This is a genomic window from Paenibacillus sp. MER 99-2 (genome assembly GCF_023714095.1).
GTDB lineage: Bacteria > Bacillota > Bacilli > Paenibacillales > Paenibacillaceae > Paenibacillus.
This window is the reverse complement of the sequence record NZ_JAMAUZ010000012.1, coordinates 1-26186: the sequence shown is the minus strand read 5'-3', so window position 1 is coordinate 26186 and position 26186 is coordinate 1. Positions and strand designations below refer to the sequence as shown.

Below are 26186 nucleotides of genomic sequence, written 5' to 3'. Positions count from 1 at the left end.
TACGGTTGCCAGCCAATGAAATGCCTCATCTATGTCATGGAATTCTTGAGATGGATTGGATATGTCCATTCCTGAGGGGAATCATAAAAAATCATCTCAACCAGCTCCTTTTTTTAAAGTTTAATGTCCTGTCTTGTCTTGTGAGGATCTAATCACGCGAGTCATCATCTTACGCGGTAACAAGCGTGGCATAAAGGCAATGAATCGATTCCGAGCACCAGGCATAATTAACGTCTTGCCACGCAAGAAGCCTTGATATCCTTCTTCCGCGACCTGTCCCGCTTCCATGATCGGATCCTGCAGCATCTTCGAAACCCCCATACCTGAACGATCAACAAACCCGGTGGATGTCAGGCCAGGACATAGTGCGGTCACCGTAACACCAGTTCCGCTCACTTCATTTTCCAATGCCTCGGTGAATGATAGCACGTATGCCTTTGTTGCATAATATACCGACATCATCGGTCCAGGGAAAAAACCTACCAATGAAGCCACATTCATCACACCGCCGTATCCACGTTGGATCATACCCGGCAGGAACAGCTTCGTCATGATCGTTAAAGCCTTAATATTGACATCAATCATATTCACTTCTTGTTCCATATCCGTCTCCATAAATGTCCCGAATAGACCGAAACCTGCATTGTTGACAAGATAGTCAACAACAATTTCCTTTTCCTTTAGTTCATTGAAGATCTCCTGAGGTACCCCAGGTGCCGCTATATCTTTAGCAATAACCGTCGCCTGAATGCCATATTTTTTCCGATACTCCTGTGCAAGATCCAATATTTTATCTTCGCTGCGGGCTACCAGCACAATGTGATGTCCGCCTTTGGCAAACCGATCTGCTAACTCTTTACCGATCCCACCCGATACCCCTGTAATTAGAACTGTCTTTCTCATTTTGCTGCCTGCCTCTCTTTCTATCAAATGTGTTTAAATGAAATGCTAATATTAGAATAATCATTCTAATATAGAGATGAAATATAGACTACTTCAGTATGTGATCCATGGATAGAATAGCAATACGAAGCAGTTTCTCCTTGGTCATCGAAGTCTTGACCATCACCCTTAGCCCAACGCCTACATTATGCAGATATTCCGCCAATTCCTCGGCGTTGTACTCCGCTGTGAATTCACCTTCTTGTTGTCCCCACAAAATAATGTCCTGGATTAGATTCTCTGTATTTGCAAACATCTCAATCGATCGGTTGTTCATATCGTCATCCCTTGCGGCTAATTCTACCGTCGAATTAACGAGCAAGCAGCCTGATGCTGCATGCTCTTCTCCATAAATTAAAGAAGAAAATATAAACTGAAGTGCTTCCGTTGCGGTCTGAGAATACTTTACGCCTGTTGCAAGGGCGAAGCTCATTTTCTGATCATACAGATCTACTGACTTTAGAAACAAGGTATGTTTGTCGCCAAATGTGTCATACAAGCTTCTACGATGAATTCCCATATGATTGACCAAATCCGTCATAGACGTATTCTCATAGCCTTGTTCCCAAAAAAGTCTCATCGCTTTATCTAGTACAACAGACTCTTCAAACTCTTTGCTTCTCGCCATTAGCTTCCCTCCTGTTCAGAAAACAAACCTGGAATAATATGTTCTCGTTGGGTATTTAAAAGGTCAGAATTACTTTACCCTGGGAGTGACCCGTGGATACTTTAATTAATGCCTTTTCAATGTCATCAAACGTATACGTTGAATCAATGGAGGGCTTGATAACTTCTTTTTCTATAAGGGTTGTGATTCCTTGTAACTGACTGCCACTGGAATGCACGAACATAAAGCGATATTCATTTTGATTCTTACGCGCTAAAGAATCCAGACGTGCACCTACAAGACCAAACAATGCTTTTTTCCACATCGGAAAATGACTGTCCACTGCAAAACGATAATTAGGTCCCGCTTTCAACGAAACTAATTTGCCCTGTGGCTTCAAAATGCTCAGTTCGGCTTTGATTTCATTCGCACCCAAGGTATCAATTACATAATCGATATCCGACAGAATATCAGCATAATGCTCCGTCTTATAATTAATGAATTGATCTGCTCCAATTGATAGTGTACGTGCTCTGCCTCTCTCGCTGCCACTTGTAATAACCGTTAAACCCATGGACTTGGCAATCGGTATGGCCATCGCTCCGAATCCCCCGGTTCCTCCAGGAATAAACAGTTTTTTGTTCGGTTCAGCCCGGAGTACATCATGCAATGCTTGATACGCGGTCAAGGCCGTAAGGGGCACGGCAGCAGCTTCGATAAAAGATAGATTTTCTGGCATTAAGGATAATGCATCCTCATGCACAGCCGCATATTCTGCAAAAGCACCAATTTTATTCAAAGGCAACCGGGTATACACCGAATCACCCACTTTAAAATTCAACACATCATCACCAACGGCTTCAATGACACCTGATAGTTCATTCCCTAAAGTTAAAGGTAACGTATAGTCGGCAATCATCCGAACACTGCCATTCATATTTAAAATATCCAGCGGATTTACACCCGCAGCTTTTACTTTGATAAGAACCTCATGGCCGTGGATCTGTGGTACGTCAATATCATTGATTCTCACTTGGATTTTTTTGGAGTATTTCTGTATTTGGGCTGCTCTCATCCTTCATCTTCTTCCTTTGTTTATAGAGTAGGAACATGGCGCACAATGTTCAGTTGTACGCCACATCACGTTACATGCTTTGTGCTAGTGTAGCCCCTCTTGCGACTTTAATTCTTCCAACGTAGGATAATCTGTGTAGCCCTTACTTCCCGAACCAAAGAATGTTGTTGAATCTGCTTCATTTAGTGGCGCAACTTGTTGAAGTCGTGCCACTAAATCTGGATTAGCCAAAGACCATACACCCACTGGAACCAGATCAGCCAGACCGCGATCTAAATCTACACTGAGATCCTCCAACGTTCTTCCAGCCCGATTGACCAATAATGGATTTTGCCAGATCGAACGAATGTCATGCAGAAGATTCTCATTTCCAAGATGCATGATATGAAGGTACGCTAGATCCAATTGAGCTAATTCCTTCACAAGGTAGCGATACAGATCAGGACCCTGTTCACCATCCTGAATTCCACCCAGCGGTGTCCCTGGCGAAATACGGAATCCTGTTCGTGCTGCGCCTATTTCCTCCACGATGGCCTTCGTTACTTCAATCGCGAAGCGAGCACGATTTTCGATAGATCCACCATACTCATCTGTGCGTGTGTTCGAATTCTCTCCTAAAAATTGATTGATCAAATATCCATTAGCTCCATGAATTTCAACACCGTCCGCCCCTGCTTTGATCGCCGCAGCTGCAGCTTTTCGGAAATCTTCGATGGTGGTTTGAATATCCTCTTGACTCAATTTCCGGGGAACAGGGATATCCTGCATGCCTGTGGCCGTAAACATTTCTACACCCGGTGCGATTGCAGATGGAGCGACCGGTTGACGATGATGCGGGGTATTGTCCGGATGTGACATTCGGCCGGCATGCATTAATTGGATGTATACATATCCGCCAGCTTCATGCACAGCGTCCGTTACTTTTTTCCATCCTTCAATATGCTTATCCGTATAGATACCAGGTGACCACAAATAACCTTGTCCGTCATCAGAAGGCTGTGCACCTTCCGTTATCAAGAGTCCCATAGTTGCACGCTGAGCATAATAAAGTGCCGCCAATTCTCCAGGTGTACCATCTTCTTGTGCTCGACTGCGTGTCATGGGTGCCATCGCTAGTCGATGAGGCAGTTCCATATTGCCAATTTTCGTTTTACTCCAGATCTTTTCCAATTAAAACACTCCTCTTTATTACTAATTTATTGAATTTACATTTATGATAATTAACTTAATTCTGAAATAACTGGATATATTGCGCCTCTCAAGTGGAAATCATAGTTCTGATCTACAATTCCTACGACTACGTCATCATGTTCATAGAGATCCATCATGAATCCAGCCATTTCTTTGGCTGTGTGATACTTAGGCATATTTGCTTTGTAATCAAAAGCTTCAGCATCTATTGATTTTTGCACGAACTCTGTTTCCGTGATCGCTGGTGCCAAAATCTTCGCTTTTAGCTTTGCACCTTTCAGCTCCAGTTCTTTGGCAAGACCTTCTGTAAAGGCACTAACGTAGTATTTTGATGCAGAATACGCAACACTGCCCACTGCAATTGCATATCCGAGTGCGGAAGAGACGTTAATCAATTGAGTACCTTCGACATCCGCATAATCTCGTACATACAATGTAGAGAGAATGGTCAAAGATTCGATATTAACACGCAGCATGGTCTCCACTTTATCCAAATTCTGTTCAGCAATGACTGATCCTTCTCCAAGCCCTGCATTGTTGATCCACGTTTCAATTTCATATTGCTTCAAATTGTTATAAAGTGCGTACGCCTCTGTGGTTACAGACAGGTCACTTTGTTGAACGATAACATTTACTTTAGGATCAATACCTTGAATGGTTGATTGAAGCTCTTCCAGCTTATCTAATCTTCTGGCTACCAAAATCAGGTTTTTACCACGTGCTGCAAATGCCAACGCCGTTTCATATCCAATGCCTGAACTTGCTCCTGTAATTACAGTGTATTTCATGATATTCTCTCCCTCTTATTCTTTGGATTAGTGTAATTTAGTTTTTAGAACGATCGTTCTTTAATGTGCAAAAAAAACAGTTAGATCTAACTTGCTGTTAGCATATCATTTCTAGAACGAACAGTAAAGAATTATTTCAGCCTTTTATATTTCATTTGTTGCTTTTAAACAGCCGTAAATTAAATAATTTGACGTTGATAAGTTCCTGTACTGCTGACGAACTACTACAGATTGAAATTTTATAACCATTACAATCTGTAGTAGTTCGGAGGATCAAGTGATAGAATTTTCGTCCTCCCTTACGGTAGCAGGACACTCATACCTTGACCCGTAGTTATAATCCATGTTACGTTCTCTGTATTAAATTGTTAAGCTTTTAAAGGGGGATCGTGTGATGACTGAATTAGAAATCGTAGATGTTTATGTGAACCTGTCAGCAAACATCAACATTGGCATGGTTCACAACATAACTAATCAGAATCCGGCACTTTATCCTCCTATATATAGAGAACACCTGGCGCTAAACTTTAGTCGTCATGTATCTTCAACGTATATTTAGGCTGATGTTACGCAAAAAGGCACCGGAGAATGGGCCTTTTTTGTGTTTTTCATCTTTAGGATATTCGGAAAATTTTGACTAACCTAAAAATTTCTCAAACATTAGATAAAGTCATTCATTTCAGAGACAATCTGAAATTCTGATTATGTTCAAATGTAAAAGTGAAGCAATCCATGTCATGGTAGCTACTCTGCCGGACTAACTTTTATATTTCACATAAAAAGGATGATCTTTATGTCGTTAATTAATGTTACTAACCTTACCTTCGCCTATGATGGCAGTTACGATAATATATTTGAACATGTAAGCTTTCAGCTAGACACCGATTGGAAATTAGGATTTACCGGCAGGAACGGGAGAGGCAAAACAACTTTTCTGCAATTGCTGCTTGGTAAATACGAGTACAGTGGGCAGGTCTCAGCGCAGGTTGACTTCGAATACTTCCCTTTCCAGGTAAAGGATAAGAGCATGATGACCCTCGATATCGTCGAGGACATTTATCCTGACTATCTACATTGGCAACTCGCGCGTGAGCTTAACCTGTTGAAAGTATCGGAAGATATTCTATATCGGACTTTCGATTCCTTATCTCAGGGGGAACAGACCAAAGTCATGCTTGCAGCCTTGTTCCTGAAGGATAATCAATTTCTGCTTATCGATGAGCCCACTAACCATTTGGATCTACATGCGCGGAAAATCGTGAGTGAGTATCTCCGCAATAAAAGCGGGTTTATCTTGGTATCTCACGATCGATCTTTTCTGGATCACTGTGTAGATCATATCTTGTCCATCAACAAGACAAACATCGAGATTCAAAAGGGGAATTTCTCCGCCTGGTGGGAGAACAAAAGAAGACAAGATCAGTTCGAACTCGCCAGTAATGAGAAACTAATGAAGGATATCAAGCGTTTATCCGACTCAGCCAAACGGACGGGTGGATGGTCGCATGAAGTGGAGAAGAGCAAGAATGGCACCAGAAATTCTGGTTCCAAAGTAGATAAAGGATATATCGGACACAAGGCTGCCAAGATGATGAAACGTTCCAAAAACATCGAACAGAGACAGCAATCTGCCATCCAAGAAAAGTCTAAACTACTTAAAAATCTGGAAAGCGCAGAACGTTTACAGATTCATCAGCTCGATTTTCACAAGAATGAACTGGTCGAATTAGAGAATGTAACGATCGCATACGGCTCTAATACGGTGTGTACCGATGTAAGCTTTACGATTGAAAGAGGAGATCGTATTGCTCTATACGGTAAGAATGGATCGGGTAAATCAAGCCTGCTTAAATTGATCTGTGGTGAGAATATTTCATATACAGGTCTTTCTCGTAAAGACCCTCAGCTCAAAATCTCCTATGTGTCGCAGGATACTTCCGATCTTAGCGGTAATTTATCTGATTATGCGTCTAATCAAGGAATTGATGAGAGCCTGTTTAAATCCATTCTGAGAAAACTCGATTTTTCCAGACTGCAATTGGAGAAGGATATTTCGAGCTTTAGCGCCGGTCAGAAAAAGAAAGTACTCATTGCCAAAAGTCTCAGTGAGCAAGCTCACCTGCACATCTGGGATGAACCACTCAATTTCGTGGATGTTATATCGCGTATGCAAATTGAAAATTTGCTGCTAGAGTTTGCGCCAACGCTTCTCTTTGTCGAGCATGACAGTGAGTTCTGCGCCAATATTGCAACGAAAGTAATTGAGCTATAGTTTAGGAAACGGAATGGAAAAATAAACACAAGAAAAGCCGCCTTTAGGCGGCTTTTTGATCTTTAAATATCAAAAACGCATTATGTGCATATACACAACTTCATACTGCAACTACTTCCTACACCAACCTCTGCCTCATCGCCTCAAACAATAGAACGGTAGCAGCCATCGCTGCATTCAGCGACTCCGCTTGTCCCTGCATTGGAATCGTAATGGCATCATCCACTAAACGTGCGGTGGACTCCGAGATGCCTTTGCCTTCATTGCCAATGACAAGCCACACAGCCTGCGTAAAATCGTAACTATAACATGAGTATTCTGCCTGCAAAGACGTGCTCACAAGCTTCACACCAGCCGCCTTCGCTTCAGGCAACAACGTCTCCAGTGATCCTTCAACAATCGGCAAATGGAACAATGAGCCCATCGTCGAACGAATCGTTTTCGGATTATAAACGTCCGCACAGCCTGTCCCCAGTACGACACCAGCCGCACCTGCAGCATCTGCGCTACGAATAATCGTTCCCACATTACCCGGATCTTGTACATTATCCAATACAACGACCAGATTCCTCGTCTCAGAGAGCAGGTTCTGCATCGGTTCCTTCGACTTCCGAACAATCGCGAATACGGGTTGCGGGGTCATTGTATCCGTACATTTGGCGATAATGGCAGGCGTTACACTAACCCATTCAACCTTCTGAAGAGGGTTCTCGAATCCAGCAAGTTCGTACGGTACGCCTTGCTCTCCATCATAGACGATACACTCCAGATCAGCGCCAGCGCGCAGCGCCTCCTGAACCAGATGAATGCCTTCAATGATATATTTATGTTGACGGGTACGATGCTTTTTCTCCAGCAACTGAGCCCATTCCTTCACACGTGCATTTTGCGGTGATACAATATCCATCTTTCCATCCTTCCCATCTCTTCACTTCGGATAGGCCAGTTCCATCTTCGTCAGATGATCCTTATGCCCTACAATGACGAGTACATCCCCATCCTCAATCCGATCATCGGCATATGGGGAGATGTTCATCGAATTGCCACTACGAATCGCCATCACGTTACATCCGAACCGTGCCCGAATGTTCAGCTCAAGCAGGTTTTTCCCGATCATTTGCTCAGAGGCTCTCATCTCCAGGATACTGTAATCCTCAGACAGCTCAATATAATCCAGTATGTTTGGCGAGGTCAGATGATGCGCTACACGCAGACCCATATCCCGTTCAGGATATATAACTTTGTCCGCACCAATTTTTTGCAATACTTTACCGTGGAGCTCATTCTGCGCTTTTACAATAAGAACTGGTACACCCATATCCTTCAGAATTAGCGTAGTCAGGATACTTGCCTGAATATCTTCACCAATTGCCACCACAACAACATCGAAATTCCGTATGCCCAGCGCACGTAGCGCTTCTTCGTCTGTAGAATCAGCTGAGACAGCATGGGTCACCACATTAGACATTTCCTGTGTCCGTTGCTCATCTGCATCAATCGCCAGCACATCGAACCCCATTCCACTTAATGCATTGGCTACACTTGATCCAAATCGTCCCATGCCAATCACAGCATACTGTTTCTTTGCCATTAGGATCTTACCTCCCGCTGCACTTCAGCACTACACATTATTTTGAACCTTCTTGTGATCTAAAATACATGCCATGCTTACTTCGTATATGTGTTCAAAAAGGTCGGTTTTCAGTTGAACAACCTCTTAATAATCCTTCGTAGTATACCACAAAGCCTGACAAACTTGAATGCGCTCACGCTTCCCAGGGAACAATATAGGAGCAGCCGAATATACGAGGAGGGAATTGCGATGCCAATTACATTAAGCCTGCGTGACGCGATTGTTCATAAGGTTCATGACAAAAGTGATGATCAGCTCCGAGAGATGATTGAAGGTTCCGTTGACGGACCTGAGGCAGCTTTACCTGGACTTGGCGCCATTTTCGAAATGATCTGGAAGAACACAGAACCTGCCAAACAGGAGGAACTGATTCAGATCGCGCAGGAGCATCTGCACACCATTCCCGTACAACCGCTTCGATAATCGAGGCCATGAGGGAAGGTAACCATCAATACGTTTGTTCTGTCTGCAAAAGAAAGCTTTCCCTTATCGGCAAGGTCATCCCTGCCTAAGGTAAGCGGATAACAATAGATCCCTCCACCAACCGGCGGAGGGATCTTAATCTTTTGTGCCAAGTGCTAACACACCGCACTTGCTTATACTACATGATATAAAACAAATTTACACAGTTAGGCTTAACTTAAGGCGCAGTTTCCAAGAATTTAGCCGTCGGATTTTTGTCCATCGCTGTTCTCATCGCATATTCATTCTCGAAGAGTACAACGTAATTGCCTTTTTTATCTTTTACCAGCGTGGAGTTAATACGGAATTTGCTTGAATCAAGATTTTCGTCCACAATCCAACGTGCGAATTGATACGGCATACGCTGCAACTGCACATCTACCCCATATTCACCCTTCATCCGGTACTCAAATACTTCAAATTGAAGTTGACCTACTACGCCGAGCAATGTCTCGTCGAAGCTAACGGTATTGAAGACCTGAATGGTTCCTTCTTCCGTCAGTTGGTCGATCCCTTTTTGATACTGTTTATGTTTAAGTGCGTTTTTAACGGTTACTTTGGCGAAAATCTCTGGCGAGAACGTCGGCAATTCGTCAAACACAACTTCACTGCCTTGGCTTAGCGAGTCGCCAATTCGGAAGATTCCCGGATCGAACAGACCGATGATATCTCCAGCATATGCCTCTTCAACGATATCTCGATCTTGCGCAAGGAATTGCTGTGGTTGAGACAATTTGATCTCTTTCCCTACACGGTTGTGCTTCACGCTCATTCCACGTTGGAACTTACCAGATACGATCCGCAGGAACGCAATCCGGTCACGGTGTGCCGGGTTCATATTCGCTTGAATTTTGAACACATAACCACTGAACTTCTCATTGGTCGGTTCAATATCACCCGCTGTACTACGGCGAGGTTCAGGTTTCGGTGCCAGCTCAAGGAAGTTCTCCAGGAACGTCTGCACACCGAAATTGTTAATCGCACTACCGAAGAAGATCGGTGTCAATTCACCACGTTGTACCTTTTCCATATCGAACTGATCCCCAGCCACATCCAAAAGCTCAAGCTCCTGGCACAACTGATCATGCAGGTACTCTCCCGCCATCTCGCGGATAATTGGATCTTTGTATCCATCCACTTTTTGCACTTTGATCGTCGAGTGATCGTCACCTTGGAACAATTCCACTTGGTTTTTCATACGGTCATATACACCACACAGATCACGACCTGTGCCAATTGGCCAGTTCATCGGCACAGAACGGATACCAAGGACATTCTCAAGCTCTTCCATCAGATCAAACGGGCTTTGTCCTTCACGATCCAATTTGTTAATAAATGTGAAGATAGGAATGCCACGTTTCGCACATACTTGGAACAACTTAATCGTCTGTGCCTCGACACCCTTCGCCACGTCGATCAACATGACCGCACTATCCGCAGCCGTCAGGGTACGATACGTATCCTCACTGAAGTCCTGGTGACCAGGAGTATCCAAAATGTTAACCCGGTGATCCAAATAATCGAACTGCATCACGGAAGAAGTTACCGAGATACCACGCTGTTTCTCAATTTCCATCCAGTCACTTGTTGCATGTTTGCTTGCTTTCCGTGCCTTAACTGTACCCGCGAGACGAATCGCTCCCCCGAATAACAGTAGCTTCTCGGTTAAAGTTGTTTTACCCGCATCCGGGTGAGAGATAATGGCAAACGTCCGGCGTTTGTCCACTTCTTGTTGAAGAATGTTATCTGCAGCTTTGCTCATAGCTTCTATCCCTTTCATCCGTTCATTCACGTTTAATCCGGCTGAGCCGGTCTATCATTCAATCTTTATGCAAATCCGGCAAAGCCGGTTGATTGTACATTAACTTCTGCCGCAACGTCATCGGCACATTAGATTCATTTTACACCATTACAATGGAGTTCATCCTCTCCAGATCTGTGTTCCCTTTTATACGGTAATACTGATTCTAAACCCAACTCTCCTATTGTACCATAATCTGTAGTGAAAATAACCGATTACGTTCCGCAGATTTCTCACTTTTACATATCGAAAAAAAGCACCCTTCAGCCGGTTTAGCCTCCAGGTACTTCCATTCCTTCTTCATTTATACGATTTAGAAAATCAAAGCATCCAAGGCGTACTGTCCGCCACCTGTCAGTGCCAGTGCTACACCAACGACCAGAATCGCGAGGTTATACTCGAATCCATTTTGTGTAGACCAGTAACCGTTAGCACCGTGAACCTTCACAATTGCAATCACCATCGTTAACGCGATGAGAATACCGCCAACTGGTGTAAGCAGACCAAGTGCAAGCAGCAATCCACCGCCGAATTCTGCGAGCCCTGCCAGCAATGCCACCAACACACCAGGCTTCATACCCATGGATTCAAACCAACCGCCCGTACCTTTAATCCCATATCCACCGAACCAGCCAAACAACTTCTGAGCACCGTGCGCCATAAATGACAAACCAATCACCAAACGAATCAACAACAATCCTACATCCAACATTACTTTTTCCTCCATTCAATATTTACAAATTGGTATTCTTAGATTAAAGATATTATGCCAAATTTTTTTTCATGAACTTCATGTAACGTGTACCCCTACTCGTTGCAATTCTGTTTCATGTGCGCTTCATCTGACTAACGTCAATGGTTAAGCCGCATCTTTGTTTTTATTTTGCGTAATTTCTTTATCTGTTGAATTGAGTATAAGTTATCTACTTACTTTTTGTCAACAAATTATTTTAAGTAATTATATTTCAACCATTTTGCTCTTTCCTACACCTTCTCTTCCTCACCAGTATACGTATATCCCCATTCAACATATGCCTCTTATTTCTAAGCCACACATTTTCACGCATACCATACCTCTCTCAGTAAAGCATCTACCTTAACAATCTATACCGTCATTTAAAATCGATCCACTTCATACATTCATACATGTTTTCTCTTCACTCTAAAAAAGATTCAAGACATTCGCACAGTAGCGAACATCCTGAATCTCAGCTTATGAAGCTTTAGCTCATTAATTATTCACTTGCCAAATCACTCGGTCTTCATCTTGACCATTCACTGGCCACCAGTGGTAACCGTCCTGCTCAAGCAGCTTATCTGTTGCTTCAGGCCCCCAGGTGCCTGCTGGATACGTATGAAGTTCCCCATGATTGTCAGCCCATGCAGCAGCGATTCGATCCACGAATGACCACGCTGTTGCGACTTCATCCCAACGGGTAAAATACGTCGAATCTCCTTCTGCCGCGTCATGTAGCAATCGTTCGTATGCTTCCGGTGAATTGATGCCAATCATGCAGCTTTGACAGAAGTCCATCGCAAGTGGTTGAATTTCTGAATCCGAGCCCGGTTTCTTGGCATTAATTTTGATATATATGCCTTCCATCGGGTTCACACGAATGACCAGCAAGTTTGGTTCTAGTTTATATTTTTTGCCGAGATATACGTTGTTTGGCATCGATTTGAACTCAACTACGATTTCGGTTGTTTTCACTGGAAGACGCTTGCCTGTCCGAATGTAGAACGGTACACCAGCCCAGCGGAAATTATCAACAAACACACGTGCTGCAAAATAAGTTTCCGTAGTGGAATCTGAATCAACCTTATCCTCCTCTCGATACCCTGGAAGCTGCTTTCCTCGATACTCTCCCTTCGTATATTGTCCACGCACCACATTACTGCTTACCTCTTCATCTGTGGCAAAAGCACGCAGTGAACGCAGTACCTTAACCTTCTCATCTCGAATGTCCTCGGGGAACAACCGGCTTGGCGGCTCCATAGCAATCATCGTTAACATCTGCAGCATATGGTTCTGTCCCATATCACGCAGCGCACCAGAGTGGTCATAATACCCTCCGCGCTCTTCCACTCCAACTGTCTCACCAAGTGTAATCTGAACATTCGCAATATGCTTGTTGTTCCAGAGTGGCTCAAAAAAGGCATTACCGAAGCGGATAACCTCAATATTTTGTACCATTTCCTTACCTAAATAATGATCGATTCGATAGATTTCCTCTTCCCGGAATACTTCACGAATTTGCTCATTCAACTGTTCAGCTGATTGCAGATCATATCCGAAGGGCTTCTCGATCACAAGCCGATTCCAGCCCTTACTCTCCAGCATCCCGCCATCCCTCAGACTGAAGGACACATTGCCGAATAGCTCTGGCGCAAGTGCTAGATAGAATAACCGATTCCCCGGCGTGTTGAACTTGGCTTCCAGAGCCTCTGTCTGCTCGCGCAGCTCCCTGAAACCATCGACATTATTAATATCAAGTGATTTGTATTCAAAATGTTGGACAAAAGCATCCCATTCCTCCGGCTCTCCAGCTGGATAACGACAGAACTCTCGAATGGATTCATGGATGTCTTCCCGGAATTGTTCTGGTGATCTCGGGCGCCGTGCTACACCAATAACCGCGAAGTCATCGGCTAGCTTGCCCTCACGGTATAGACTATAAATGGCCGGAAATAACTTCCGGCGAGCCAAATCGCCCGTTGCTCCAAAAATGAAAAATACTGCGCCAGGTGTCTGCACTTCATCTTGCATTCGTTTTTCGACCATAGGCTCCTCTTTCTTCCGGGGAAGAACACACGCCAAAGAACTCCCCGAGCTATGTAATGGTGTTAAGTATGCACAACATACAAACGTCAATTACCAGCATGTTCCTTCATGGATGTGATGCCATTTTAGCATATCAACTAGGGCGATGCACTAATTTCTGGCAGTCTTGTACAACTATTTTCAAAAACTTATCATTAAAACTTCATTTATAAATATTCCATTCATGGTATGAATACTCCTTAACCAAGATCACCGTGGTTCAAACGATATCCTCAATGCACTCAAAGCGTAATACTCCACATTCCAATACATTTCAATACTAAATACTCAGTACTCAATCGTAATGAGAGGAAAACCCATAGTAACGCGGTTCGTTCCTAACACATCATCTTGATGAACTGCCAGCTGCATGTTTAATTGATGCAAACCACTGTTTACAGCCAGTGATAACTCAGGAACAACATAAGATACACTAGTTGTGCTGGCATCTTCATAATGCTCCACTGCACTCAGTTTCAGCTTATCTGATAATGCTCCTTCAATGTGTCTAACTGTTGTAATCGCTTGTACTTGAACGTTGTTAGGATTTTCTGCTCCTACAATAGCCTCTTCCCCTGTACCTTGTACGGAAAAGTTCCACGTTGCTTTAATACCGACCTCTTTAAGCAAACGCTCCACCTGTTCATGCAGATGGAGATACACACTCATATCACTCTCTTCATCGCCAGATAACTGGATAATCGTATAATATTCCGCTTCCCCTGTAACAACAACGTTGACCAGAATGCCCACGCCTTCGTTTGACACCTTCAGTTCACTGCGATATACATCATGCCCTGTTTGACGTACTAATTCAGGCTTCTCGAGCTGTAGCTCATCAGCGAGTAACGACGCTATCTCCTGTGCATCTCCCTTACCTTGACCCTGCCATTTAAGTACTAAGCGATCGACTTGTTCTATAGCAGCACCTGCCGTGTTCAGCATTTGCTCTAACTTCTCACCTTCAGATACACTTTTCTCTGCGTATACTTGAGTAATACCAATTAACATAATGATTACTACTGCTAGTACAGCTGTCATCATCCACCGTTTTAACATGCTGAATCCCCCGCTCGTTTTCTATTCTATGAATCTATCAACAGCATGCCCGCTTTCTCTTCGTACTAAACGCTTTATTGCATACAAAAAAAGCCCCATCAACCAATATTCCTGGTTAATCGGACTTTCTTACCTAACTCTTCTATAATTCGCTAAGCTTATCGTGTAGATCTGATAGCCTGAATAGTAGAACCACCTGATCCTCATCTCTATCCATCATCACATTTCCAACGCCCTTACTCAGCAAGTCCATTCTTATAAGCATATATTGCTGCCTGTGTGCGGTCATCTACGCCTAACTTCGCGAGCAGGTTGGTCACATGAAATTTAACCGTCTTGATCCCGATAATCAGATCATCGGCAATATCCTGGTTAGATTTCCCTTGGGCGAGCAAACGAAGGACATCCATTTCACGATCCGTCAGTTCTTCATGAGCCGGTGCTGCGGCTTGAGGTTGACGGAAGCGATTCATCATCTTGGACGCTACCTGTGACTCCAGTACGGATTGGCCACGTGCTGCAGCACGAATGGCATCAGCCACCTCGTTAGCTCGGGAGGTTTTGAGCAGGTAACTGAACGCCCCAGCTTCAATAACCGGATACATCTTCTCATCATCCAAGTAACTCGTCAGAACGATAACCTTGCATTCAGGATACATTTTCAGCAATTGTCTAGTAGCTTCAATGCCGTCCATACCTTCCATGACTAGATCCATCAGAACAACATCCGGCTTATACTCCTGTGCTAACCGAATACCTTCTTCCCCGCTTCCTGCTTCACCAACAACTTCAATGCCATCCTCCGTATCAAGAACTGCGGCGAGACCAATCCGAACCATTTCATGATCATCCACGAGCAGCACCTTAATTGACGTTTCTGACTGTGTGTCCACTTCCGTCTCCTCCATTGACATGTCCTTCCTCACTTTCATCGCTCATCAAAGGTATCGTAATTTCAATCCGTGTTCCTTTACCAGGTGCTGTTACAAATTGAATGGCTCCACCGATCTCTGTCACACGTTCACGCATGTTCGCTAGACCATAAGAAGCCTGCTTCTGTTCATCCAGATCGAAGCCTTGACCATCATCACGAATTAACACTCTAACTGCATCTGTCCGTCGCTGTAGCCTAATTTCCATTTTCTCCGCCTTTGCATGACGTAATGTATTAGACATCGCTTCTTGAACAATACGGAACAGATGATTTTCAATTCCTTTAACCAGGTCAATATCCTCATCGATTTCTAGAACAATGTCCATAGGCACTTTCGTCTTCAGTTCCATGACCAGATCATTCAACCCCTGCTCTAGCTGTTTGCCTTCCAGATAGACTGGACGCAGGTGCAATAATAAAGCACGCATCTCTGACTGAGCCACTGAAGCCATCTCTTCGATTAGAGCAACCTGCCGCTGAGCACGTTCAAAATCCTTTTCCATTTTCCGTCCAACCGCTGTTGCTGTCATGGAAATGGCGAATAACTGCTGAGATACCGCATCATGCAATTCTCTTGCAAGACGCTGCCGTTCTTCCACAATGGCCGTAACTCTTGCTTGTTCAGCAAGCTGTGCATTGTTCGTAGATAGTCGCTGTAGTGAGGTAACCTGATCCTCCCACTTCTTCCCGATCCGCCCAAGCTGCTCGCTTAGACGCCCAACGTCGTCCATACCTAGATCAGGCACCGTGCGGGAGAGAGAACCTTTTTCCCATTGCAGCAATGTTTCCCTTAACAATTCTAGCCTTCGCTTCACCCGGTAGCTCTGGTAAAAACCAAATGCAGCTCCAATTCCAATTAACAACAGTAACAATGCCACACCGGATTGGATCAGATGTCTCCAGCCTGCAAACGGAGCCAGATAACCATATGTATATAGTACATACAAGACAACCGCGAGCACAATGAAAACAAGGAGGATCCCTTCACGCATACTTCGGGTTACCATGTCAGTATGTCGTTTTGTGTTCATACAGGTCTCCTCCTTTGTTCTTTTTAATTACTACGGATTACTGATGCTTAGGTCGCCAACAATATAAGAAATTACGAATTTTGCTTTATGTTCACTGGACTCATAGCCAGGAGTTCTCCATATTATTTTATTCATCATCCCACTGTCCTGCTCGCCATTTAGATTAACGCGGCCAAACAATACGAATGCTTCAATTTCAACGCCATAATCTTCAGGCAAGGTCAATCGAACATTACCCATGACACCCTGAAGTAATACAATGGTTTGTTTCTCTTCCGGAATAGATAGCGATAGATCTGCGTTAACTTCCCCCATGGCATGCCACAGACTCATACTCTGTAACCGCCAAGCCTGTTGATCCCAATAGTACCGTGCCAAGAAATTTTGTCTACGCATAACATTTTCGTTCAGATGAATCTTCTTTGTTTTGGAATAGAAAAAAGCGAGTGAGGCAAGTACGATCAAAAATACAATCATCAAATTATCGAGCAACAATAGTGCTGCACCGATTCCCAAGCATCGATACCCTTTACGTGTAACACCTTTTTGAACTTGAACCATTCCATACGTCAGCAGGATCAGTGCGGCAAGAGTTAGAAAGTTCATATTTTGATTCAATAACATTAAGACGCCAATCACAATGATTAACACTGCAAGCCATTGATTTTTCTTATTCATCCCCACCGCACCTCCTCTGTAAACGTAATCTTCTCTATTCGATGGAAAAGCCATACCAGGCGCTGAGGTCCCGTATGGCTTAACCTTTGCTCTACAAACCGTTCTCTATTCACGATTTATAGAATATCATATTGTTTGCATAGCGAACAGTTATTCTTTTGAAGTGTTGCCTGCATCATTTTTTGCGCCATTGCCCATTTTGTTTTTCAAAGCTTGCAGCTGTTGATCAACTTTGAACTGTTTTTCCGCATCCACGGGATTAGTGTACGTGGATTGTGTGTTGCGATACGGTGCACGGATTACGTCAGCTTCAGCTTCCATTTGCATGATTTTTTCTTCCATGCGGTGGAATCCAAGTGATGCGCCTCCGCTTTCAATGCTGTGCAAGCTGTTGATTTGAGACATTTGCTTTTTCGCTTTAGCCATCTGAGCACGAGATACCAGTTCATTGCGTTTGTTACGCATTTTGTAGAACTCATCTTTCATGTCATGAAGCTGTTGCAACAAGTCTTTGGCTTGTGCTTCTGATTGTGCATGAAGATCGCTGTATTCCGTAATTTTTTGATCAAAATAGATTTTCTCTTCCAGCAATTTGCGAGCTACTTCTTCCTGACCATTAGCCAAAGCAGCTTCAGCTTGAGACTCACGTTGTACAGATGTGCGCTCTGCTTCATCCAAACGTTGCTTCATGCGGCGCTCATTTGCCATTTGTTTGGCAACAGTTACCTCAGCCTCATGAATTTCAGCCTCCATATCACGCAGATACTGATTCAACATTACAATTGGGTCTTCCACTTTATCCAACATATCATTAACCGATGCTTTCGTCATATCCTTAATCCGTTTAAATACTCCCATTTTACTTTTCTCCCTTCTCGTAACGAGATAATTTTTGGCGAAGCTCTTCAACTTCTTTTTTCAGTGCTTTTTTCTCAATATCTTTCATCATGGAGTCCAGATCACTTTCTTGATGTGCCCCAGCTCCGTAGGCATTGTTATCATAGGAACGTGGATCAGATTGCGGTCTACCGTTATACCCTGGGCCAGGTCCGAAGCTTCCATGACCTGAATGGTTCGGGTTATTTTGATATGGGCCTCTTGGCGGCTGATGATCATAGTTGTTGTATCCTCTGCCAGGACCTGAACCGTATCCGTATGGATCATATGGTGGATAGGGTTCTTTGGGAACTACCAATGCTGCGATGAAGTAAATTAACAACGACGTACCGCCAGTTACGAATATACTGATGACGAAGATGATCCGAAGTAGTGTGGAATCCATGCCAATGGATTCGGATATCCCGCCACACAAACCGGTTAACATTCGGTCACGCGTTGAGCGGTATAATTTGCTCATGTGCTTACTCCTTTCGTTTACTTGTGTCCTCTTACGTGATCGTATGGATCAGCGTAGTAGGGTTCCTTCGGCACCACCAATGCAGCGATGAAGTAGATGAGCAGTGATGTACCTCCCGTAGCGAAAATACTGATGAAGAAGATGAGACGTAGCAGCGTGGTACTGAGTCCGAGATTCTCGGAGATGCCGCCGATCAAACCTGTCAGCATCCGATTACGCGTTGAGCGGTATAATTTACTCATTTTAACTACTCCTTTTTGTCATTGTTTAACTTCTGTTTTAGCCTTTCCAGCTCTTTATCCAGCGCTCCGGAAGACATGCTTCCTGCTGATCCAGATCCATCCTGGCCCATACGGCGTATGTCCCGTAAACTTTGTGCTTCATATTCAAGATCAGAGACTTGATCATCCAATCGATTGAACATACGTGGGACATTCTGTCCGTTATTATAGTGACTTCTCTGATTCATTCGTTGTTGTAACTGAATCGTTTGCATCCGTGCGTAGTAATATTGGCGCTTACTGTAGACATTTTGATATTCTACTTTGAGCTGATCAATCTGTTCATCAAGCTCCTGTAATGCCGCATTACTTTGGGCGTACAATTCGTTGTACTGATCCATTTTTTCTTCATGCAGAATTTTTTCTTGGAGAGCAAGTTTGGCTAGATGCTCCTCACCAGCTTTTAAGGCCATTGAAGCCTGTTCTTCACGTTTGTGTACCATCGATGCTGCCTGATCAGCTTGCTGTTTCATCTGTCTGGTGTGACTTGCATATTGATGACGAAGCTTCTCAGCTTCACCGATGTCTTGGCGGGTCGAGATCAGAAACTGGTCAATCAGTTTGACTGGATCCTGACTTTGCTCCAAATGTTCATTCAACGTAGCTACGGTAATATCCCGCATTCGACGAAATACACTCATTATATTCTGTCCTCCTTCTCATAATCGTGAAATCTTAGTAACGGCGATGACTGTTGCGTTTGTTCCCAAGCATCGATACCCCTAAGATAATCAACCCGATTGCGATAATTGGTCCCAGCAACCAAGATAACTTACCGATCAGTGCAAAGATACCTATGATCAGTACGATCCATCCTAGCGTTGTGTTACCACGCTTCACTCCGTAGTACCCCAGTGCAATCATCAGAATCGGAATCAGATATCCCATCATGTATCCTAGAAAAGGTGTTAACTTTCCGAAGAGGATGAGTGCGCCTAGCGCAATCAGTACAATCGCCCAGCCGTTTCCTTTATTCCATCTCATTATGTTTTCCACCGCCCTTTCCGAGTGCGTTTGTTTCTTGTTTAACCTTATGTCCTTATTCTAGGGGAATTTGAGACTTTTCAAAACAGACTGTGGACGGTTTTTCATCCTAGACTCAGGTCGGGGATCATCTTCGACCTTTGGCTATACCTATATCAGACCTTAATCTGACAAGGTTCGCCCAAGCCTCCTTATCCCTTTATTACCCGTACTCGAGCCCTACATGACCTTCCATTTACAGATACCAGTCCTTACCTCTGAGTTACGTTTATGATGAGTTTGCGTTTCTACGTAATAGCCCTAGAAGTGAAATATCCAACGCAACCCTCATTATATATTACTTTTTTATCCATATAATCTAAATTTAGATTGTTTTAATTGTAAGCGTTTACTAAAATAGGAATATGACCACCCTTTACGTCAGGAGATGACCTGTGCGATCCTTAACTTATTTACATAAAATGATAGTGTATGGCGTTCTGCTAAGCACGTTACCCATTCTTTTAACCGGAATTGCTGCTTTTCTCTATTCTTCGCATCAGATGGAGTCACATCGTATTCAAGCGCATCAACAGCTACTTTCACAAATGCAATCTAACGTAGAACACAAACTGGCTACTATAAGTTATATGTTGGATCAGGCAACTCGCTCTCCACTTACTGTACAATCTCTGGCTTCACCTCAACTAAGTCCAAAGCCGGCTATTGCGAACAAATTGCAATCCGAGTTTCAACATATGAGATCCTGGGAGCCGTTAATGGATATTACACTTGTTAACCAAACTCAGGATTGGCTTATCGATCATGCAGGCCTTTATCTGAATACGGATTTCCCACTGTCTCTACCTATGAAAGACTTATTGTCAAATACGCTCACATCAGGTTGGCAACTTGTCCCGTCCTCTGTCTTTAACAACCAAGAGCGGATGAAGAGTTCTGGCTGTAATTATCACATTGCACTAGCTAGATCGATCCAAACGAAAAATGATTCAACAAACTCGGCGCTTATTGCTGGAATACCTGCGTGTTCACTACAGACGCCTATTGAGTCAGTGGATGCGAGTTCATCCACTTCAGGACTAATCATAATTAATCGTGAACAACGTATCATTGCACATCCAGACCCAAGCTACATGGGTAAGCCTTTAGCAGCGACTGGCTTAATTTATAGTGACACTGGAGTAAGCTTGAGTGAGCAGCTCTCTCCTGCCTCGCTTCCAGCATCCTCCTCCTACGGTGAGCTGCGCACGTCAGATCAGCACTATTCCATGGTATACGCCCAATCCCCATTAAAAGGATGGAGCTATATTCTGATTACGCCAATGAATGTCCTGAACCGTGAGTATATTCAAGTCGCACTACACACGATGTATATCAGTATGGGAATGTTACTTCTTTCTCTACTGCTTTCCTGGCTAGGTTCAAAGCGAATGCACACACCTATTCGTAGACTTCTCTCTCAAATTGGTATTCATGATCAAGTAGCGGCAACAGCTACAGGTTCACTGCAAGGGGCGAAATCGGCGCTCTCCATGGATGAATTCGAACAGATCAGAGCTGGGGTCTCTCAATTATCCGCATCCCGTTCTCAGCTTGAGCACAAGTTGAATCATTATGTGATGCAGACACGTAGCCATTTCTTAATGAATATATTTCTGGGAAAATATCCACCCATTAAGCTACAACACATCTTGAATGAACAAGGATATGCCTCTCAGCTCAAGCAATGGCAACATATTTCCGTTATAACGATACAAGCAGATCTTGTGAATCATACAAAATATAGCCCACAAGACCGGGAACTGCTCCTGTTTGCTATTCAAAACATGCTAGAGGAGACCATCTTGCCCGAGATGCAACTGCTTCCGATCTTAATCGAGCAGACGGTTGTAACCGCCATTGGAACCTATGAATCTGATCCAGATGAGTTTACGAAGCAACTATATGCTCAAACTGAGCAACTGCAAAGGCGAGTTGAAGATCTACTCAGTCTACAGGTAAGCATCGGCATCAGTCAGCCTTATTCTACCCTATTGGAAGTCCATCAAGCTTACAATGAGGCTATGGAGGCTCTCCAGCATCGTCTCAAATTAGGAACTGGCGTTATTATCCCATATGAAACAGTTAAGACTCATATTTCTCATTGGTCACTGGCTTACCCGGAGTCATTCGAGTATGAATTAATTCAAGCGATGCATTCCGTAGATGACGCTGAAGCTAATTCTATGCTCCATCAGCTACTTGAGTATGTATTTCATATGGAATCGACACCAGATGAGTATCAATTGATATTGATGCGATTGCTCACACGTATTCTGTTAATGATGCAGGAAGTCGGCATACCCCTCGGGCAGATTACAACCGGACAGGGCAGTATATTCAAAGAACTCTTTACACTACAGTCTGCAGCTGAAGTCGAACAATGGTTTACTCAACGTATTATCATGCCAATTATAACTATTCTCAAAGAACGACAGTATGCGCAGTACCAACATATTTCTGAGAAAATGATTGCTCTTATCCAGCAGAGTTATGATACAGATCTTACATTAGAGGAGTGTGCTACCCTTCTCCACTATAATGCCAATTATCTAAGTGGTGTATTTCGCAAGGAAACAGGGTGCTCCTTCAGTGAGTACCTCACCAAGCATCGATTTACGATAGCGAAGAAGTGGTTAGAAGAGACCGATTTAACGGTAAAGGATATTGCGGCTCGGCTCCGGTATAACAACCCTCAGAACTTTATTCGTTCTTTCCGTAAGTGGGAGGGTATCACACCTGGACAATACCGGGAACGTAAACGTCGTGCTGGCTATGTACAAGAAAGCCGCTCATTAGGAAAATAAGTTTGCATTGGTGCCAAAATCATTACACCGACGCGACAGTCAGGAGATACACTCGGTGCGGCTATCTAATCTATCTCATCACAATACGTGTATACCGTCTGTTCGTTATTGGAGATCGGAGATGACGGAAAGGGTCGGAAATGAAAGCAAAAAGGAGCAGATCAAAGGAGCAGATCATCTGCTCCTTTTTTATTTTAATAACACTCATTAACATTACTTACTTGATATTCTTCAATAACAATCATTGTTATTATGAGATACTTATTTTATTTGTTTGTGAGAACCTTCATGTTTGGCTGCTCCAACTGAATCAGAATTTTACCAAACCGTCCTCCTCTTAAGAACGTCACCGTTCCTTTATTGTATGTCTCTCTAATGTATTGCTCAGCCAAGCTAAGGGATTGTTCGTCCGTTGGTAGACCATACGTATTCAGCCATTCAGGTAGCTTCTGTACAACTTCTTCCACAGGCAGTTCAATGGTATTCACTTCCTTGGTAATTAGCGTTGTATAGGAGTAACCCCTCAGATAGAGCAACTGTTGAATGAATCCCATATCACTTGGTTTAAATGGTGTCTCCACCTGAAGCACTTTTCTTAGTTCATCAATCAGTGTGTGCTCCCGTTGTCCAGCCATCGTACTGATATACACATACTTACGGGCAGAATTAATGGCCTGCTCAATCGTCTCCCAATCGGACATAGCTGGACACATCGATGCAAAAGCAACATCGTACTTTTTCCTCCACCCTTTTTGCTCAATAGATATTTCTTCAAACCGCTCGCACACGATTTCAATCTTGGATGTCAAAGCTGCTGGAATTGTCTCCTTCATCAAGGAAACGAGTAGCTCAGAAGGTTCGACCGCGGTTACGCTTGCACCCTTCTCTGCGAACGGGATTGTGAAAATGCCAGAAGCTGCCCCAATATCTAAAACCGACATTCCTTCAAAATCTACACCTTGATTCTCGATCCATCCCATAATGCGCTCAGAGCGTGCTTTCCCCTCTGTTGTAAAGGATTGCTGATGATACTCTTTAGCCCATCTCTCAAAAGCTTCTGCTGTATCAAAAGGGGCGCTTGGCTTTTTATATTTGGGACTCCTCGGTCTATTCTTCCAAGCCTCTTCCCACACAGAAAGGTCAAATAATCCTTGGGTAATATCTAATTCTTTGCTTGGTATCACTTCTGTCATCTCTACACACTCCATTTCTTCATTCAGATTATTAGATCCACTTCATTGATTTAACTCATATTTGTACAAGGATTCATATAAGGAAATAACTCAGACATGATTTCATGACGTCATGAAGTTGATATTGTATGGCTTCGAGGCTTTACCACGTAGAGACTCTACGACTTAGAAACTTGATGATATTTAAACTTTTCGAATTAACTTCATCTTTCCTACTTATAGCTCAGATGTTTTTTTTTAATAAATATAAATATGAATATGAATACAAATACAAATATAAAGGAGTCATTATATCTTTAATTAGATGCAGCAGCATATCAATGATAACTCCTTTGTACCCACATCATTATTAGTTAATATAAGTAGAGCATTCAAGTTGATTAAGGACTTTACTTATCTATAATATACCCAATGCCAGATTACGTCAATATACAGACAACAGAAATGACTGAACGGATATAGTTTCAACTTACACATCATTGAACATTAAGTATTCTCTCTTTACAAAAAGAACCCTATGAATTGCAAGTGCAATCCATAGGGTTCTACGTTATACCGGCGAGAGGACTCGAACCTCCACGGTTTCCCACTCGATTTTGAGTCGAGCGCGTCTGCCATTCCGCCACGCCGGCACATATTCTTTTCACATACTGAGAAAATAACTGGAGGCGCCACCCAGATTCGAACTGGGGATAAAGCTTTTGCAGAGCTGTGCCTTACCACTTGGCTATGGCGCCGTATTAATTTGGAGCGGAAGACGGGAATCGAACCCGCGACCCTCGCCTTGGCAAGGCGATGCTCTACCGCTGAGCCACTTCCGCATAATGGCTGGGGATATAGGATTTGAACCTATGCATGACGGAGTCAAAGTCCGTTGCCTTACCGCTTGGCTAATCCCCATAGACAAAACAAAGGGGCGATCGAGGGGAATTGAACCCCCGAATGCCGGATCCACAAACCGGTGCGTTAACCACTTCGCCACGATCGCCATATATACTATACTTTTAAAATTAATTGGCAGGGGCAGCAGGAATTGAACCCACACCAACGGTTTTGGAGACCGTTGTTCTACCTTTAAACTATGCCCCTAAAAACTGGTGGAGGATGATGGATTCGAACCACCGAACCCGTACGGGAGCAGATTTACAGTCTGATGCGTTTGGCCACTTCGCTAATCCTCCATAAGTGGTGCCGGCGAGAGGACTTGAACCCCCAACCTACTGATTACAAGTCAGTTGCTCTACCAGTTGAGCTACACCGGCGTATTAAGTTATAAATGGTGGCTCGGGACGGAATCGAACCGCCGACACGAGGATTTTCAGTCCTCTGCTCTACCGACTGAGCTACCGAGCCATAATAAAGTTCAAACTTAAATGTTACACTTTACCTTGGGCGTCGGTGCCTTATATCAGATCTAGTGAACAGTTTCCTCATGTGGGAAATATGGCGGAACCGACGGGATTCGAACCCGCGATCTCCTGCGTGACAGGCAGGCATGTTAGGCCAACTACACCACGGTTCCAGATCACTTTCGTAAGAAAGTATAATTGCGGGGGCAGGATTTGAACCTGCGGCCTTCGGGTTATGAGCCCGACGAGCTACCGGGCTGCTCCACCCCGCGTCGTTATAAAAGATATATGGTGGAGGCTGAGGGGATCGAACCCCCGACCCTCTGCTTGTAAGGCAGATGCTCTCCCAGCTGAGCTAAGCCTCCGAATAACACATTTATGATCTTAACATAAAACCGCTATTAAAATCAACTTCTTTTTTTGAAGAAAAGAATGACCCGTAGGGGATTCGAACCCCTGTTACCTCCGTGAAAGGGAGGTGTCTTAACCCCTTGACCAACGGGCCTTGCTAAAAAAATTATCTGGCGGAGAGAGAGGGATTCGAACCCTCGAGACGCTTGTGACGCCTACACGATTTCCAATCGTGCTCCTTCGGCCAGCTCGGACACCTCTCCATATGGCTCCCCGAACAGGGCTCGAACCTGTGACAACTCGATTAACAGTCGAGTGCTCTACCAACTGAGCTATCAGGGAATATAATACATCCAGAGTGTTGTTCTCTGAAAACTAGATTCGAAACGAAAGTCTGCGACTAGAACGTGCTAATTGGATAAGCCCTCGACCGATTAGTACTGGTCAGCTCCATGCATTACTGCACTTCCACCCCCAGCCTATCTACCTCGTCGTCTTCAAGGGGTCTTACATACTGGGAAATCTCATCTT

The 26186-nt window shown here is 43.8% G+C and carries 23 protein-coding genes, 15 tRNA genes and 1 rRNA gene; 3 read left to right on the top strand and 36 right to left on the bottom strand.

Going from position 1 to position 26186, the window contains the following annotated elements; genetic code table 11:
- Positions 1-120: 120 nt before the first annotated feature.
- The 5 genes from M3636_RS26970 to M3636_RS26950 all read right to left on the bottom strand — a co-directional run bounded on the left by M3636_RS26970 (position 121) and on the right by M3636_RS26950 (position 4603).
- Positions 121-903 carry an SDR family NAD(P)-dependent oxidoreductase gene (locus tag M3636_RS26970; protein WP_251384568.1) on the bottom strand — a complete coding sequence of 261 codons (783 nt, stop codon included), beginning with the start codon at positions 901-903 and terminating at the stop codon, positions 121-123.
- An 88-nt stretch (positions 904-991) separates the two neighbouring features.
- Complete coding sequence (locus tag M3636_RS26965) at positions 992-1570, bottom strand: TetR/AcrR family transcriptional regulator (RefSeq protein WP_128103495.1); 579 nt, start codon at positions 1568-1570, stop codon at positions 992-994.
- A gap of 55 nt (positions 1571-1625) precedes the next feature.
- Positions 1626-2624 carry an NADP-dependent oxidoreductase gene (locus tag M3636_RS26960; protein WP_251384567.1) on the bottom strand — a complete coding sequence of 333 codons (999 nt, stop codon included), beginning with the start codon at positions 2622-2624 and terminating at the stop codon, positions 1626-1628.
- Positions 2625-2708: 84 nt separating this feature from the next.
- The gene (locus M3636_RS26955; protein ID WP_251384566.1) at positions 2709-3794 is read right to left on the bottom strand and encodes an alkene reductase; all 1086 of its coding nucleotides are present in this window, start codon (positions 3792-3794) and stop codon (positions 2709-2711) included.
- Positions 3795-3844: 50 nt separating this feature from the next.
- The gene (locus tag M3636_RS26950; protein ID WP_128103498.1) at positions 3845-4603 is read right to left on the bottom strand and encodes an SDR family NAD(P)-dependent oxidoreductase; all 759 of its coding nucleotides are present in this window, start codon (positions 4601-4603) and stop codon (positions 3845-3847) included.
- Positions 4604-5396: 793 nt separating this feature from the next.
- Here M3636_RS26950 and M3636_RS26945 point away from each other — a divergent pair.
- Positions 5397-6875 (top strand): Lsa family ABC-F type ribosomal protection protein, encoded by a 1479-nt coding sequence (locus M3636_RS26945; RefSeq protein WP_251384565.1) that lies wholly within the window; start codon positions 5397-5399, stop codon positions 6873-6875.
- A gap of 118 nt (positions 6876-6993) precedes the next feature.
- Here the strand turns inward: M3636_RS26945 and M3636_RS26940 are convergent, their stop codons facing one another.
- Together M3636_RS26940 and M3636_RS26935 are read right to left on the bottom strand one after the other, a co-directional pair.
- Entirely contained in the window at positions 6994-7782 is a 789-nt protein-coding gene (locus M3636_RS26940) for a TrmH family RNA methyltransferase (protein WP_251384564.1), read from the bottom strand.
- 21 nt (positions 7783-7803) lie between these two features.
- A complete protein-coding gene (locus M3636_RS26935) occupies positions 7804-8466 on the bottom strand; it encodes a potassium channel family protein (RefSeq protein ID WP_145408742.1) in 663 nt (220 codons plus the stop codon).
- A gap of 231 nt (positions 8467-8697) precedes the next feature.
- On the opposite strand from M3636_RS26935, the gene sspI reads away from it, so the two are divergent.
- Positions 8698-8931 (top strand): small acid-soluble spore protein SspI, encoded by a 234-nt coding sequence (sspI, locus tag M3636_RS26930; RefSeq protein ID WP_056698227.1) that lies wholly within the window; start codon positions 8698-8700, stop codon positions 8929-8931.
- Between the two features lie 217 nt (positions 8932-9148).
- Here the strand turns inward: sspI and M3636_RS26925 are convergent, their stop codons facing one another.
- The 12 genes from M3636_RS26925 to M3636_RS26870 all read right to left on the bottom strand — a co-directional run bounded on the left by M3636_RS26925 (position 9149) and on the right by M3636_RS26870 (position 19916).
- Positions 9149-10732 carry a peptide chain release factor 3 gene (locus M3636_RS26925; RefSeq protein WP_251384563.1) on the bottom strand — a complete coding sequence of 528 codons (1584 nt, stop codon included), beginning with the start codon at positions 10730-10732 and terminating at the stop codon, positions 9149-9151.
- Positions 10733-11084: 352 nt separating this feature from the next.
- A complete protein-coding gene (locus tag M3636_RS26920) occupies positions 11085-11483 on the bottom strand; it encodes a DoxX family protein (RefSeq protein ID WP_251384562.1) in 399 nt (132 codons plus the stop codon).
- 519 nt (positions 11484-12002) lie between these two features.
- Complete coding sequence (gene zwf / locus M3636_RS26915) at positions 12003-13553, bottom strand: glucose-6-phosphate dehydrogenase (protein WP_251384561.1); 1551 nt, start codon at positions 13551-13553, stop codon at positions 12003-12005.
- Positions 13554-13880: 327 nt separating this feature from the next.
- Complete coding sequence (locus M3636_RS26910) at positions 13881-14651, bottom strand: YwmB family TATA-box binding protein (protein WP_251384560.1); 771 nt, start codon at positions 14649-14651, stop codon at positions 13881-13883.
- Positions 14652-14887: 236 nt separating this feature from the next.
- Complete coding sequence (locus M3636_RS26905; protein WP_128103528.1) at positions 14888-15559, bottom strand: response regulator transcription factor; 672 nt, start codon at positions 15557-15559, stop codon at positions 14888-14890.
- The gene (locus M3636_RS26900; protein ID WP_128103529.1) at positions 15516-16616 is read right to left on the bottom strand and encodes a sensor histidine kinase; all 1101 of its coding nucleotides are present in this window, start codon (positions 16614-16616) and stop codon (positions 15516-15518) included. Before M3636_RS26900 ends, M3636_RS26905 begins: the two co-directional genes overlap by 44 nt.
- A 30-nt stretch (positions 16617-16646) precedes the next feature.
- Positions 16647-17294 carry a cell wall-active antibiotics response protein LiaF gene (gene liaF / locus M3636_RS26895; RefSeq protein WP_145408746.1) on the bottom strand — a complete coding sequence of 216 codons (648 nt, stop codon included), beginning with the start codon at positions 17292-17294 and terminating at the stop codon, positions 16647-16649.
- 150 nt (positions 17295-17444) lie between these two features.
- On the bottom strand, positions 17445-18152 hold the full coding sequence (locus tag M3636_RS26890) for a PspA/IM30 family protein (RefSeq protein ID WP_128103531.1): 708 nt from the start codon (positions 18150-18152) through the stop codon (positions 17445-17447).
- A 1-nt stretch (position 18153) separates the two neighbouring features.
- The gene (locus M3636_RS26885; protein WP_251384559.1) at positions 18154-18651 is read right to left on the bottom strand and encodes a PspC domain-containing protein; all 498 of its coding nucleotides are present in this window, start codon (positions 18649-18651) and stop codon (positions 18154-18156) included.
- A 17-nt stretch (positions 18652-18668) separates the two neighbouring features.
- Positions 18669-18893 carry a PspC domain-containing protein gene (locus M3636_RS26880; protein ID WP_128103533.1) on the bottom strand — a complete coding sequence of 75 codons (225 nt, stop codon included), beginning with the start codon at positions 18891-18893 and terminating at the stop codon, positions 18669-18671.
- Positions 18894-18898: 5 nt separating this feature from the next.
- Positions 18899-19573, bottom strand: coding sequence for a PspA/IM30 family protein (locus M3636_RS26875; RefSeq protein WP_128103534.1), 675 nt, complete (start codon positions 19571-19573; stop codon positions 18899-18901).
- A 34-nt stretch (positions 19574-19607) separates the two neighbouring features.
- Positions 19608-19916, bottom strand: coding sequence for a LiaF transmembrane domain-containing protein (locus tag M3636_RS26870; protein ID WP_128103535.1), 309 nt, complete (start codon positions 19914-19916; stop codon positions 19608-19610).
- Positions 19917-20350: 434 nt separating this feature from the next.
- On the opposite strand from M3636_RS26870, the gene M3636_RS29875 reads away from it, so the two are divergent.
- Positions 20351-22762: a helix-turn-helix domain-containing protein gene (locus M3636_RS29875; RefSeq protein ID WP_251384558.1), complete on the top strand. Its 2412-nt coding sequence runs from the start codon at positions 20351-20353 to the stop codon at positions 22760-22762.
- Positions 22763-23028: 266 nt separating this feature from the next.
- On the opposite strand, the gene M3636_RS26860 is transcribed toward M3636_RS29875, so the two are convergent.
- The 17 genes from M3636_RS26860 to M3636_RS26780 form a co-directional block, all read right to left on the bottom strand.
- Positions 23029-23955, bottom strand: coding sequence for a class I SAM-dependent methyltransferase (locus M3636_RS26860; RefSeq protein WP_251384557.1), 927 nt, complete (start codon positions 23953-23955; stop codon positions 23029-23031).
- Between the two features lie 553 nt (positions 23956-24508).
- Positions 24509-24587, bottom strand: a tRNA-Leu gene (locus M3636_RS26855).
- Positions 24588-24618: 31 nt separating this feature from the next.
- Positions 24619-24692, bottom strand: a tRNA-Cys gene (locus M3636_RS26850).
- Between the two features lie 9 nt (positions 24693-24701).
- Positions 24702-24776 (bottom strand) — tRNA-Gly (locus M3636_RS26845).
- 4 nt (positions 24777-24780) lie between these two features.
- Positions 24781-24855 (bottom strand) — tRNA-Gln (locus M3636_RS26840).
- Positions 24856-24870: 15 nt separating this feature from the next.
- A tRNA-His gene (locus tag M3636_RS26835) sits at positions 24871-24943 on the bottom strand.
- Positions 24944-24970: 27 nt separating this feature from the next.
- Positions 24971-25044: transfer RNA gene (locus M3636_RS26830), tRNA-Trp, on the bottom strand.
- A gap of 6 nt (positions 25045-25050) precedes the next feature.
- Positions 25051-25136, bottom strand: a tRNA-Tyr gene (locus M3636_RS26825).
- A 5-nt stretch (positions 25137-25141) separates the two neighbouring features.
- Positions 25142-25217 (bottom strand) — tRNA-Thr (locus tag M3636_RS26820).
- Positions 25218-25232: 15 nt separating this feature from the next.
- A tRNA-Phe gene (locus M3636_RS26815) sits at positions 25233-25308 on the bottom strand.
- A gap of 91 nt (positions 25309-25399) precedes the next feature.
- Positions 25400-25477: transfer RNA gene (locus M3636_RS26810), tRNA-Asp, on the bottom strand.
- 25 nt (positions 25478-25502) lie between these two features.
- A tRNA-Met gene (locus M3636_RS26805) sits at positions 25503-25576 on the bottom strand.
- Between the two features lie 17 nt (positions 25577-25593).
- Positions 25594-25669, bottom strand: a tRNA-Val gene (locus M3636_RS26800).
- Positions 25670-25737: 68 nt separating this feature from the next.
- Positions 25738-25809: transfer RNA gene (locus M3636_RS26795), tRNA-Glu, on the bottom strand.
- Between the two features lie 17 nt (positions 25810-25826).
- A tRNA-Ser gene (locus M3636_RS26790) sits at positions 25827-25918 on the bottom strand.
- Positions 25919-25921: 3 nt separating this feature from the next.
- Positions 25922-25997 (bottom strand) — tRNA-Asn (locus M3636_RS26785).
- A gap of 72 nt (positions 25998-26069) precedes the next feature.
- Positions 26070-26186, bottom strand: a 23S ribosomal RNA gene (locus tag M3636_RS26780); the annotation flags it as partial.

What these genes read in the sequence shown, in the direction of transcription:
- M3636_RS26945 (WP_251384565.1), top strand. Translation starts at nt 5,397, where the DNA reads ATGTCGTTAATTAATGTTACTAACCTTACCTTCGCCTATGATGGCAGT.
- zwf (WP_251384561.1), bottom strand. Translation starts at nt 13,553, where the DNA reads ATGGTCGAAAAACGAATGCAAGATGAAGTGCAGACACCTGGCGCAGTA.
- M3636_RS26870 (WP_128103535.1), bottom strand. Translation starts at nt 19,916, where the DNA reads ATGAGATGGAATAAAGGAAACGGCTGGGCGATTGTACTGATTGCGCTA.
- M3636_RS26890 (WP_128103531.1), bottom strand. Translation starts at nt 18,152, where the DNA reads ATGGGAGTATTTAAACGGATTAAGGATATGACGAAAGCATCGGTTAAT.
- M3636_RS26950 (WP_128103498.1), bottom strand. Translation starts at nt 4,603, where the DNA reads ATGAAATACACTGTAATTACAGGAGCAAGTTCAGGCATTGGATATGAA.
- M3636_RS26885 (WP_251384559.1), bottom strand. Translation starts at nt 18,651, where the DNA reads ATGAGCAAATTATACCGCTCAACGCGTGACCGAATGTTAACCGGTTTG.
- liaF (WP_145408746.1), bottom strand. Translation starts at nt 17,294, where the DNA reads ATGAATAAGAAAAATCAATGGCTTGCAGTGTTAATCATTGTGATTGGC.
- M3636_RS26970 (WP_251384568.1), bottom strand. Translation starts at nt 903, where the DNA reads ATGAGAAAGACAGTTCTAATTACAGGGGTATCGGGTGGGATCGGTAAA.
- M3636_RS26925 (WP_251384563.1), bottom strand. Translation starts at nt 10,732, where the DNA reads ATGAGCAAAGCTGCAGATAACATTCTTCAACAAGAAGTGGACAAACGC.
- M3636_RS26860 (WP_251384557.1), bottom strand. Translation starts at nt 23,955, where the DNA reads ATGACAGAAGTGATACCAAGCAAAGAATTAGATATTACCCAAGGATTA.
- sspI (WP_056698227.1), top strand. Translation starts at nt 8,698, where the DNA reads ATGCCAATTACATTAAGCCTGCGTGACGCGATTGTTCATAAGGTTCAT.
- M3636_RS26960 (WP_251384567.1), bottom strand. Translation starts at nt 2,624, where the DNA reads ATGAGAGCAGCCCAAATACAGAAATACTCCAAAAAAATCCAAGTGAGA.
- M3636_RS26900 (WP_128103529.1), bottom strand. Translation starts at nt 16,616, where the DNA reads ATGAACACAAAACGACATACTGACATGGTAACCCGAAGTATGCGTGAA.
- M3636_RS26880 (WP_128103533.1), bottom strand. Translation starts at nt 18,893, where the DNA reads ATGAGTAAATTATACCGCTCAACGCGTAATCGGATGCTGACAGGTTTG.
- M3636_RS26910 (WP_251384560.1), bottom strand. Translation starts at nt 14,651, where the DNA reads ATGTTAAAACGGTGGATGATGACAGCTGTACTAGCAGTAGTAATCATT.
- M3636_RS26940 (WP_251384564.1), bottom strand. Translation starts at nt 7,782, where the DNA reads ATGGATATTGTATCACCGCAAAATGCACGTGTGAAGGAATGGGCTCAG.
- M3636_RS26920 (WP_251384562.1), bottom strand. Translation starts at nt 11,483, where the DNA reads ATGTTGGATGTAGGATTGTTGTTGATTCGTTTGGTGATTGGTTTGTCA.
- M3636_RS26965 (WP_128103495.1), bottom strand. Translation starts at nt 1,570, where the DNA reads ATGGCGAGAAGCAAAGAGTTTGAAGAGTCTGTTGTACTAGATAAAGCG.
- M3636_RS26905 (WP_128103528.1), bottom strand. Translation starts at nt 15,559, where the DNA reads ATGGAGGAGACGGAAGTGGACACACAGTCAGAAACGTCAATTAAGGTG.
- M3636_RS26935 (WP_145408742.1), bottom strand. Translation starts at nt 8,466, where the DNA reads ATGGCAAAGAAACAGTATGCTGTGATTGGCATGGGACGATTTGGATCA.
- M3636_RS26875 (WP_128103534.1), bottom strand. Translation starts at nt 19,573, where the DNA reads ATGAGTGTATTTCGTCGAATGCGGGATATTACCGTAGCTACGTTGAAT.